The sequence below is a fragment of the Kitasatospora sp. CB02891 genome (assembly GCF_002803145.1).
GTDB lineage: Bacteria > Actinomycetota > Actinomycetes > Streptomycetales > Streptomycetaceae > Kitasatospora > Kitasatospora griseola.
Genome location: NZ_NNBO01000009.1, coordinates 336,248 through 346,944, shown reverse-complemented (window position 1 = coordinate 346,944; position 10,697 = coordinate 336,248). Strand labels below are relative to the sequence as shown.

The window sequence follows — 10,697 nt, the reverse complement described above, 5'->3', positions numbered from 1 at the left end:
GGCGTCCTCGGTCCGGCGGTGCCGCCCGGTCCCCGACGCGGGGTCGGACACCGCTTCCTGTCCGGGGGTTCGACGTCGCGGCAGCCCGCCGGGCCCCGCGGACGGGTCGGGCGTGGACGGCCGCGGGCCGCCGAGCGCCTTGCCGGGGGCGGCGTGCGCCCGGCCGGGCCGGTCGGCGCCGGGGGCCCGGCGGTGGGCGGGCTCGTCGGTGGCGGGCCGGGCCCCCTCGGGGGCCATCTCGGCGCTGTCGGCGAGGAGTTCGCGCGGGATCAGCACCACGGCGGAGGTGCCGCCGTACGGGGAGGGCCGCAGGTGGACCCGGATGCCGTGCCGGCGGGCCAGCCGGGAGACCACGAACAGGCCCAGCCGGTCGGTGTCGGCGAGGTCGAACTCCTGCTCCACGGCGAGGCGCTGGTTGACCTCGGCGAGGTGCTGCTCGTTCAGGCCGAGGCCGCGGTCGTCGATCTCCAGGCAGAAGCCGTGCGCGACCACCTCGCCCTGGACGGTGACCTGGGTCTGCGGCGGGGAGAACACTGTGGCGTTCTCGACGAGTTCGGCGATCAGGTGGGTGACGTCGGCGACCGCGGAGCCGAGCAGCCCGGTGCCGGGGAACGGCCGGACGATGACCCGGGCGTAGTCCTCGACCTCGCCGACGGCGGCGCGCACCACGTCGACCATCCGGACCGGCTTGCGCCAGGCGCGGCCGGGCGAGCCGCCGGAGAGGATGATCAGGCCCTCGGCGTGCCGGCGCATGCGGGTGGTGAGGTGGTCGAGCCGGAACAGGTCCTCCAGCTCGCGCGGGTCCTCGGTGCGGCGCTCCATGGTGTCCAGCAGGGTGAGCTGACGGTGCAGCAGCACCTGGGAGCGGCGGGCCAGGTTGACGAAGACCGCGGAGACGCCGCGGCGCAGCTCGGCCTGTTCGACGGCGGCCTCGACGGCGACCCGCTGAACCTCGTTGAAGGCCCGGCCGACCTGGCCGACCTCTCCCGCGCCGAACTCCAGCTGGGGGACTTCGGCGACCACGTCGACGGCCTCGCCGTGGCGCAGCCGGAGCATCACGGAGGGCAGTCGGGTGGTGGACAGTTCGGCGGCGGCGTTGCGCAGGCCGACGAGTTCGCGCACCAGGCGGCGGCCGATGCGGTAGGACACCAGGATGGACAGCACCACCGCGATCAGGCCGACCAGGCCGGCGATGCCGCCGCGCAGCAGCGAGTTGACGGCGTAGGCGTGCGCCTGGTCGCCGATCTTGGCGGCCAGCCGGGTGTTGACGGCGTCCAGGTCGTCGAGCACCTTGTCGGCGTTGTCGCCCCAGGAGTCGACGGGGCCGCCGCGGACCTCCAGGGCCCGGTCGGCCGCGTCGTCGAAGCCGTGTTCGGCGGTGGTGAGGGTGCTCCAGGTGAGGCCGGAGCGCAGCTCGGTGTAGTCGGCGCGGTCCTGCGGGTCGAGTTCGGCGACGTAGACCCGGAACAGCGTCTGCTGGGCGTGCATGGCGTCCAGCGCGGCCTGCTGCTTGTGGCTGTCCCCGGCGGCCCCGGCGCTGCCGGCCCGCAGGGCGCGCATCGCGGCGGTCTCCTGGGCCAGGTAGTCGGTGGCCCGGGTGAGTTCGACCAGGATGGTGCCCTGGCGGGGCAGTTCGCCGCTCTCCTTGGCCACGAACGAGGACCGGAAGGCGAAGACCGGGCTGATCAGGTCGCTGTAGTCCTGCAGCGCGCCTTCCCAGTTGGTCCGCTGCTGGCCGATCTGGCTGCGGATGGCGGCGAGTTGGTCGGCGACCGTGATGATGTCCTGGATCCGGGAGCGCTGGTCGGCGTTGAGCCGGCCGGCGTCGCGGCTGGTGCTCTGGTAGCGCAGCAGCTGCAGGTCCCGGTCGGTGGCGGCCTGGGTCTTCAGGTAGGCGTCGCCGTAGTTCTTGTTGCCGGGGTCGGCGAGGCGCAGCACCGCGGCGGAGCGTTCCTGCCGCAGGTCGTAGGCGTACTGGTCGGCGGGGTTGCCGAAGGCCTCGTAGGTGGCGCTGAGGTCGAGCTGGGTCCACACGTCGCCGGTGGTGACCAGTGTGGAGTAGCCCCACAGGCAGCTGAGCGCCGCGATGGGCACCAGGAGCAGCGCGATGATCCTCGCGCGGATCGAGCTGCGGCGCAGGCGCATGGGGGGTCCTCTGGTGGTCCTCGGTCGGTGTTGGTCGCCGGGCACGAGCGGCCGGGGGCAGGGGGCGGCGGGGTGCGGCAGGGGGCGCTGGGGGAATCGGTCGGGGGGCACGGAGGGGTACGAGAGCCGCGAGCCTACTACTTCCTGACCTTCCGTTCGTAGGGTGAATTTGCATCGTGATCGTGTGTTGTCCGGATCGTCCTTTAATTTCCTCGCCGAGCCCCTCCAGTGCCCCCACCTGCGGCACTGTGCCCGGTGCGGGGTGTCGTCGGGCGGTGACTCTGGGCAGCACCGCGCCGATCGGGTAGCTTCGCCGGTACCGCCCGCCGGGTCGTGCGAGCCGGGGTGGGGATCGGCGGGAACGGGGGTACCGTGCGAGAGATCAGCAGCCCCGCGCTCGGCAGCTCGGCGGTGACCGGCGGGCTGGCCGACACGGTGTTCGACCGGGCCGAGCGCGAGCCGCGGCTGGTGCAGTTGTCCCGCTGGGCGGACGGCGCCTGGCAGCCGGTGACGGCCGCACAGTTCCGCGACGAGGTGCTGGCCCTGGCCCGCGGTCTGCTCACCCGCGGGGTGCGCTACGGCGACCGGGTCGCGGTGATGTCCTCCACCCGCTACGAGTGGACGCTGTTCGACTACGCGCTCTGGTCGGTCGGCGCGATCCCGGTGCCGGTGTACCCGACCGCGGCGGCCGAGCAGGTGCGCTGGATCCTGGCCGAGACCTCGGCGGTGGCCTGCGTGGTCGAGGACGAGGACCAGGCGATGACGGTCGGCGCGGTCTGCGACGCGCTGCCCGAGCTGACCGGCATCTGGCAGCTGGACCGGGGCTGCATGCAGCAGCTGATGGCGGACGGGCAGGGGGTGCCGGACGCCCTGGTGCACCGTCAGCGGGTCGGCGTGACACCGGATTCACTGGCCAGCGTCATCTACACCTCCGGCACCACCGGCCGCCCGAAGGGCTGTCTGCTCACCCACGGCAGCTTCGCGGCGGTGGCGGACGCGGTGCTGGAGAGCTGGGCGGAGGTGTTCTCCGACACCGGCGGCGACCAGCCCGCCACCCTGCTGTTCCTGCCGCTGGCGCACGTGTACGGGCGGCTCACCCAGGTGGCGGCGGTGCGCGGCGGCATCCGGATCGGCCACCACGCCAAGCTGGCCGCGGACAGCCTGCTGCCGGCCCTGGCGTCGTTCCGGCCGACCTTCCTGCACGCGGTGCCGTACATCTTCGAGAAGATCCACCGCCGGGCCAGGGAGGCCGCCGAGGCGTCCGGCCGGCTGGAGACCTTCGTCCAGGCCGAGCAGGTGGCGATCGAGTGGGCGGCCGCCTGGGAGCGCCGGGCGCACCGCAAGGGTCCCGGCCCGTCCCCCGCGCTGCGGCTGCGGCACGCCGCGTACGAGCGCCTGGTGTACCAGCGGCTGCGGGCCGTGCTCGGCGGCCGGGTCCGCTCGGTGATCTCCGGCGGGTCCATGCTGGGGCGGGAGTTGGCGCTGTTCTTCGCCGGCGCGGGCATGACGGTGTACGAGGGCTACGGCCTGACCGAGACGACCGCCGCCATCACCGCCAATCCCCCGGACCGGCCCAGGTTCGGCACCGTGGGCCGCCCGGTGCCCGGCGCGTCGGTGGCGATCGCCGAGGACGGCGAGGTGTGGGTGCGCGGCGCCGGCGTGTTCGCCGGCTACCTCAACCACCCGCGCTGCACCCAGGAGGTGCTGCACGGGGACTGGCTGGCCACCGGCGACCTCGGATCGCTGGACGAGGACGGCTACTTGACGCTGACCGGCCGCAAGAAGGAGGTGATCGTCACCTCCAGCGGCAAGAACCTGGCGCCCGCGATCCTGGAGGAGCGCGTCCGGGCCCATCCGCTGATCGCCCAGTGCCTGGTGGTGGGCGACAACCGGCCTTACCTGGGCGCGCTGATCACCCTCGACCCGGTGGCCCTGGGACACTGGCTCAAGGCCCGCGGCCGGCCCTGGCCGGACGTCCGGCAGGCCCTCACCGACCACGAGCTCCACCAGGAGGTGCAGCGGGCCGTGGCGGCCGCCAACACCACCGTCTCGCGCGCCGAGTCGATCCGGGCGTTCCGCCTGCTGCCGAACGAATTCACCCTGGAAGAGGGCCTGTTGACGCCGTCGCTGAAGATCCGCCGGGCGGCGGTGGCGGCGCGCTACGCGCAGGACATCGAGGAGCTGTACGCGGGCTGAACCGGAACCTGACGGTCCGTCACCGCCTCTGCGGGGCGGTGGACTCGACGGGCGGTACGGCGGTTGACCGATCTCCGCCAGTCCCCCTTGACCGCCGGGATTGGTCCAGTCCATTGTGTGCACCTGGCCCGGTGCGGCAGGGCCGCGACCGACCCCCGCCCCCTCCGGGAGTCACGTCTTCCCTCCTCCCTCACACTGGAGTCGATCCGTGCTCAGTTCCGCACGCCGCCGTCTCGCGACGGCTGCCGCCGCCACCGTGCTGGCCGCCCTCGCCACCGCCCCGGCCGCGCACGCCGACGCCCCGGTCGCCGCTGCCGACGCCCCCGCGGTCAACCTCGCCACCAACCCCGGCTTCGAGATCCCCGCCCTGCCGCTCGCCGACTGGGGCTCGATCCCCGGCTGGCACTGCGCCGCGGGCGAGGGCGCCGTCACCACCGCGGCCCGCACCGGCGGCTCCGCACTGGCCGTCACCCCGGCCTCCGCCGACTCCACCGGCCAGTGCACCCAGACCCTCGCGGTGCGCCCCAACACCAGCTACACGTACCGGGCGTGGGTGCACGGCTCGTACGCGTTCATCGGCGCCACCGGCACCGGCCACGACGCCCCGCCGGCCTGGACGGCGTCCACCGGCAGCGGCTGGCAGCAGCTGTCCACCACCTTCACCACCGGCGCGGCCACCACCTCCGTCCAGCTGTACGTGCACGGCTGGTACGGCCAGGGCCCGATCGCGGTGGACGACGTCAGCGTCACCGGGGACACCCCCGCCCCCGCGTACGCCACCTGGAACGCGCCGACCTCCGACAAGGTGGTCTTCTTCACCATCGACGACGGCTGGTTCCGCACCCCCGAGGCCGCGCAGCTGATCGCCGACCGCAGGCTGCCGGTCACCGCGTTCCCGCTGCCCATGCCGGAGGGCTTCGAGCCGGACTACTTCAGCAAGGTCACCGCGGCGCCCGGCTCCTCCATCCAGGACCACACCGTCTCGCACCGCGACCTGACGACCCTCTCGCCCGCCGAGCAGCAGGCCGAGATCTGCGACGCCCGCGACGCGGTGGCCGCCCGCTACGGCACCACCCCGACGATCCTGCGGCCGCCGTACTTCACCTTCGACGCCACCACCCAGCAGGCCGCCGCGAACTGCGGCATCAGGTACCTGCTGACCGCGACCGCCGACTTCACCTCCGGCGCCGCGAACGTCTACCACGGCGGTCCGCTCCAGCCCGGCGACGTGATCATCCTGCACTTCACCGACACCCTGGCGAGCGACCTGCAGCGCGCCCTGGACGCGGCCCGCGCGGCCGGTCTGACGCCTGCGGCGCTCACCGACTACCTGCGGTGACCGCCGCCGCGCCGCTGAAATAAGCTGACGTATCGTCAGTCCGTGGCGGCTCACGAACACCGGTGTCCGGGCCCCTCCCATGGGCCCGGACACCGGCTCGTCCGCCCGTCACGGACGTCTCGGTGAACTCCGGGGTCAGACGCCCGCGGAGAACGACGGCAGGTAGCCGTACGCCTGGCCCGAGGAGTTCGGGTGGTAGCTGTCGCTGATCGGCAGCGTGGTGCTGTTCAGCCACTGGGACGACGAGCCGCAGATCTCGTGGCCGGAGAAGATCGACCGGACGTCCTTGAAGGTGAAGCCGGCCGCCGCCACCTGCTTGGAGATCACCGTGTCCAGGGTGTCCGCCGCGCTGTTGATCGCGGTCCGCTTGGTGTCCGAGATGCCGACCAGGCAGCTGCCCGGCACCTGGTACAGGTGCGGGTAACCCAGCACCACCACGTGCGCGTTGGGCGCCTTGGCCTTGATCTGCGAGTACAGGCTGGAGAGCTTGCCCGGCAGCGTGTTGTTGGCGTAGCTCTTCGCCGTGTTCACGGCGCTCAGGCACGAGCTGTCGCTGCTCAGCACACAGGTCTGCATGGTCGACGCGAAGCCCGCGTCGTTGCCGCCGATGGTGATCGAGATCAGCGTGGTCGTCGAGCTCAGCGAGCTGAGCTGGTTGGCGACCACGTCGTTGGTCGTCGCACCCGAGCAGGCCACGAACTTGAACGAGGTCGGGGCGTGCGCGTTCTTCCACAGGTACGGGTAGGCGTTGGTGCTGCGGCTGCAGCTGCCGCTCTCGCTGGTGTAGCTGCCCGAGCCGACGCCGGCCGAGTACGAGTCGCCGAGCGCAACGTAGTTGACGCCGGCGGCGCTCGCCTGGGTGGCGGCGACAAGGGTGGTGACGGACAGGGCCGCCGCGGTGAGAGCGACGGTGATGGCACGGACTCTAGTCATGTTTCCTCCATGGGTGACGCAGGCCACACATTGGATACCAGCCAGTAGCCTCGCAGGGAAGCGGTCATGCCAAAGAATTTGACGAACTCTCATCCAACGGTCACTCGATTTTCGCTACGCGCGGAGACCCACCCCTGACCTGGGCTGCGGAAATCCCGCGAAGCACCGTCCGAACGTCCGATCGCCCGATTTTTCACCTGACGCACCGTCACCTCAGGCCCCATCTCCGAGCGCAATGGGGGCGTGACACAGCGTGCTCACGGCGCACTCCAGCCCCACCCGCCCCAAATGGGCAGTCGCGGCACCCCCCGGCGCGAGCCGCTCGCACCGCCGCCGTCCGAGCGCGCACCGAGCGCCGGATCGGGCGCGCCGAACCGTCCCACCCTCCGGACATCGAGGACAAAATATCGGTCGGCGGTCGCCGATTTCCGATGCGCCCGAAGAATTCCGCACCACGCCCGCCACTTCGCCGCGGACACTCGCCCGGCCAACGAGCAGCGCCGCTGCCCAGCGGCGGGCGGAGGTGGAATTCCCGACCCGCGCGGCTCGCACCCCCACCCGGCCCCGACACCCGCCCGCCGATCGAACGCAAGGTCAACTCGGCCATCACAGCGTGCAGTTAAACCCCCCGCAGCCGTGACTCGCACCACCCGGCCGCCCCCCTCCGGCAGGGTTTCGCAAATTTCCCGCAGTGCGGCGGTAAATTTCGGAAAAGGATATTAAACCCTCGACAATGTGAGGTGAATCACGACTGTCGACCATCTTTCCGCCCGCCCCTGCGGCTAGCTTTGATCCGCGTTCGCCGCCGATGAATGCGGCGGACATATCGGACACATATTGAGCAAGGGGGCAATGATGAACAAGACCATTCGCGGTGCGGCCAAGGCCGCTGTCGCCGTCACCGCGGCCGCGGCGGCCGTCCTCGGCGCGACCGGGAGCGCGTCGGCGACCTCCAGCCAGGGCATCATCCCGGGCCAGAGCCTCAACGTCGGGGACTCGATCGTCAGCCCCAGCGGCGTCTACCAGCTGATCCTGCAGTCGGACGGCAACCTCGTCGAGTACCGCGGGTCCGGCAGCGGCCGCACGGTGTGCTGGGCGACCGGCACCAACGGGAGCGCCGCCCACCACGCCTCGTACCAGTCGGACGGCAACTTCGTGCTGTACACCCAGTACGGCACCGCGCTGTGGTCGTCGAACTCCGCGGGCACCGCGGCCATCAGCGTCGTCATCGCCAACGACGGCGTCGTCCTGGTGGGCCAGAAGCGGATCACCGGCGCCTGCTGACCCGCACCGCCCCGCGCCCCGACCGCCGGGCCGGTGCCGCCCCACCCCCGTGGGGGCGACACCGGCCCGCCCGCGCCCCGAACCCCCGTCAGCCGGTGTGCCCCGGCGCGGACCAGTTCGGGTCGCGGCCGAGCAGCAGCAGGATCCGGTCCAGCACGGAGGCCCCGGCCGGTACGTCCAGCGCGGGCGCGAACGCGGCGCCCTCCCGCTCGCGGGAAGCACCGGTCGGAACCGCTTCGGCGACCGTCAGCGCGGCCGCCAGCACGTCCGCGTCGAACTCGATCCCGACGCCGATCGAGGCGGCGACGTCCCAGCCGTGCACCACGTAGTCGACCAGGTGGAAGCCGACCGCCTGAACGGCCGGGAACCACTGCCCGCCGCGCACCTCCGGAAGCCAGAACTCCCGCTCCGGCACGCCCTCCTCGCCGAACGCCGCGACCACCGCGGCCGCCGAGGCGGCGAACTCCTCGCCCGGATCGTCGCCGACCGGGCGGTCGCGCCACACCTCGCGCCCGTGCAGCTCGCCGCCGGCCGCGAACGCGAAGCCGTGGTTCTGTCCCGTCATGTGCGCGAGCAACTGCCCGAGTGTCCAGTCCCCGCACGGCGTCGGGCGGTCGAGCCGGTCCGCGGCGACGCGGTCGACGACCGTCTGCGTGACCTTCAGGGCACGCGCATCGAACTCCTGAATATCCGTCATGCCGCGGATGCTACCCGCCGGATCCGCCAACTCGGTTGGCAGCAAAACCAGTTGACTCACCGCACCGATTGCGCACCCGGGCGGCGGGCTCAGCGCAGCCAGCAGCCCCCGAGCGGCAGTTCCTCGATCGTCTCGTTCGCCGACGCCGGAACCCCCAGCACCCCGACCGCCGCCGCCACCGCCGCCCGGGCCTGCTGCAGTCCGGCCGCACCCCAGCCGAGGAGTTCGACGGCCAGGCCCGGGGCGACCAGCAGACGACGGTAGTGGCGGCCGGAAGCCGGATCGGGGGCGGACCGGGCCACGCCGTGCAGCGCCGCGGCCATCCGCACCCGGGCGCACTCGTGGCCGCCGTTCGCCGAGCCGACCCGGTCGTACAGGTAGCCGAGGTAGACCGGCGGCCCGATCAGCGCCTGGGCCTCCTCGGCCGACTCGCGGGCCAGCGTCGCGCCCGGATCGCCCGCGTCCTCCGCCTCCAGCGAGCCGCCGGGGAGGCTGACCACGCCGTCCCGGGGGTTGACCAGCGTGAGCACCCGGCCGTCGGGGGCGAACAGCCAGCCCCAGGACTGCTTCACCGGGAGCCCCTCCGGCACCGCCGACCCGGCGTGCCAGGGCCAGCCGGCGTTCGGCCGGCGTCGGACCCGCCCGAGCAGTTCGGAGATCTCCGGGCTGTATTCGATGCCCATGCCACTCCCTCCGCACTCCGGGCGGCCGCCCTCGCCACCTGATGATCTTCCCCGAACACCCGACCGATGAACAGTCCCGGCCGCCACCCGGGTCAGCGCCCCACCCGTCCCGACCACCCCTCCCGTCACTCCCGACCCGGCCTGTCACCCGCACCTGTGATACTCGGTACCGGCCGGACCACCATGAAAGCGACGAGGAGTGACAGACATGCTGCGGGGAGCTTCGGCGTGAGGCTGCTGCACACCTCGGACTGGCACCTGGGCCGTTCGTTCCACCGCGAGAACCTGCACGAGGCGCAGCGCGCGTTCCTCGACCACCTGGTGGCCACCGCCGTCGCCGAGCGGGTCGACGCCGTGCTGGTGGCGGGTGACGTGTACGACCGGGCGCTGCCCGGGCTGGAGGCCGTCGCGCTCTTCGACGACGTGCTGTGGCGGCTGGCCGAGCGGAACATCCCGACCGTCTTCATCAGCGGCAACCACGATTCGGCCCGTCGGCTCGGGGTCGCGTCCCGGCTGATCGAGCGGGCGGGCATACACCTGCGCACCGATCCGGGCACGCTCGCCGAGCCGGTGCTGCTGGCCGACGGGCACGGGCCGGTCGCGGTGTACGGGCTGCCGTACCTGGAGCCGGCGCTGGTCCGGGACCGGCTGGGCCTGGCGAAGGGCGGCCACGAGCAGGTGCTGGCGGCGGCGATGGACGCCGTCCGGGCCGACCTCGCCGCGCGTCCGGCGGGCACCCGGGCCGTGGTGCTGGCGCACGCGTTCGTGACGGGCGGCGAGCAGAGCGACAGCGAGCGGGACATCGCGGTGGGCGGCGTGCAGTCGGTGCCGGCCGGGGTGTTCGACGGGGTGCACTACGTGGCCCTCGGGCACCTGCACGGCTGCCAGACCCTCGCCCCGCACCTGCGCTACTCGGGCTCGCCGCTCGCCTACTCGTTCTCGGAGACCACCCACCGCAAGTCGATGTGGCTGGTCGACCTGGACGCCGAGGGCGCCGTCGAGGCCACCCGGATCCTCTGCCCCCAGCCGCGTCGGCTGGCCCAGCTGCGCGGCCGCCTGGACGAGCTGCTCACCGCCGACGAGCACGAGTGGGCCGAGGGCGCCTGGGTGCAGGCCACGCTGACCGACCCGGTCCGGCCGGTCGACCCGATGGAGCGGCTGCGGGTCCGCTTCCCGCACACCCTGCAGTTGCTGTTCGAACCCGAGGGCGGCGAGCAGGCCGCGTCCGGGTCGTACGCGCAGCGGGTCAGCGGGCGCAGCGACCGGGAGGTGGTGGAGGGCTTCGTCGCCCACGTCCGCCCGGGGCGGGAGTTGGACGACACCGAGCAGTCCTGGCTGTTGGAGGGCCTGGAGGCGGTGCGCCGCACGGCCGCCGACCGGGCCGAGGAGAACGGCCGATGAACCTCTCGAAGGGGAGCGC

The 10,697-nt window shown here is 72.8% G+C and carries 8 protein-coding genes; 4 read left to right on the top strand and 4 right to left on the bottom strand.

All coding sequences use genetic code 11. The features are described 5' to 3' along the window. A partial coding sequence (locus CG736_RS21910) for a nitrate- and nitrite sensing domain-containing protein (RefSeq protein ID WP_100587882.1) occupies nucleotides 1-2,145 on the bottom strand: 2,145 nt, incomplete at its 3' end. A gap of 372 nt (nucleotides 2,146-2,517) precedes the next feature. Between CG736_RS21910 and CG736_RS21905 the strand changes: the two genes are divergently transcribed. Next, nucleotides 2,518-4,341 carry a long-chain fatty acid--CoA ligase gene (locus CG736_RS21905; protein ID WP_100587881.1) on the top strand — a complete coding sequence of 608 codons (1,824 nt, stop codon included), beginning with the start codon at nucleotides 2,518-2,520 and terminating at the stop codon, nucleotides 4,339-4,341. A 208-nt stretch (nucleotides 4,342-4,549) separates the two neighbouring features. After that, nucleotides 4,550-5,680: a polysaccharide deacetylase family protein gene (locus tag CG736_RS21900; RefSeq protein WP_100587880.1), complete on the top strand. Its 1,131-nt coding sequence runs from the start codon at nucleotides 4,550-4,552 to the stop codon at nucleotides 5,678-5,680. 135 nt (nucleotides 5,681-5,815) lie between these two features. On the opposite strand, the gene CG736_RS21895 is transcribed toward CG736_RS21900, so the two are convergent. Then, nucleotides 5,816-6,613, bottom strand: coding sequence for an SGNH/GDSL hydrolase family protein (locus CG736_RS21895; protein WP_100587879.1), 798 nt, complete (start codon nucleotides 6,611-6,613; stop codon nucleotides 5,816-5,818). Between the two features lie 855 nt (nucleotides 6,614-7,468). On the opposite strand from CG736_RS21895, the gene CG736_RS21890 reads away from it, so the two are divergent. Next, nucleotides 7,469-7,897, top strand: coding sequence for a hypothetical protein (locus CG736_RS21890; RefSeq protein ID WP_157815690.1), 429 nt, complete (start codon nucleotides 7,469-7,471; stop codon nucleotides 7,895-7,897). 88 nt (nucleotides 7,898-7,985) lie between these two features. On the opposite strand, the gene CG736_RS21885 is transcribed toward CG736_RS21890, so the two are convergent. Next, nucleotides 7,986-8,594: a TIGR03086 family metal-binding protein gene (locus CG736_RS21885; protein WP_100587877.1), complete on the bottom strand. Its 609-nt coding sequence runs from the start codon at nucleotides 8,592-8,594 to the stop codon at nucleotides 7,986-7,988. 89 nt (nucleotides 8,595-8,683) lie between these two features. Further along, complete coding sequence (locus CG736_RS21880) at nucleotides 8,684-9,277, bottom strand: NUDIX hydrolase (protein ID WP_198520572.1); 594 nt, start codon at nucleotides 9,275-9,277, stop codon at nucleotides 8,684-8,686. 228 nt (nucleotides 9,278-9,505) lie between these two features. Here CG736_RS21880 and CG736_RS21875 point away from each other — a divergent pair, with 228 nt between their 5' ends. Continuing rightward, nucleotides 9,506-10,678: an exonuclease SbcCD subunit D gene (locus CG736_RS21875; protein WP_100587876.1), complete on the top strand. Its 1,173-nt coding sequence runs from the start codon at nucleotides 9,506-9,508 to the stop codon at nucleotides 10,676-10,678. The last annotated feature ends 19 nt before the right edge of the window (nucleotides 10,679-10,697 follow it).

Coding starts and splice junctions, on each gene's coding strand:
- CG736_RS21880 (WP_198520572.1), bottom strand. CDS start 9,277: ATGGGCATCGAATACAGCCCGGAGATCTCCGAACTGCTCGGGCGGGTC.
- CG736_RS21895 (WP_100587879.1), bottom strand. CDS start 6,613: ATGACTAGAGTCCGTGCCATCACCGTCGCTCTCACCGCGGCGGCCCTG.
- CG736_RS21890 (WP_157815690.1), top strand. CDS start 7,469: ATGAACAAGACCATTCGCGGTGCGGCCAAGGCCGCTGTCGCCGTCACC.
- CG736_RS21885 (WP_100587877.1), bottom strand. CDS start 8,594: ATGACGGATATTCAGGAGTTCGATGCGCGTGCCCTGAAGGTCACGCAG.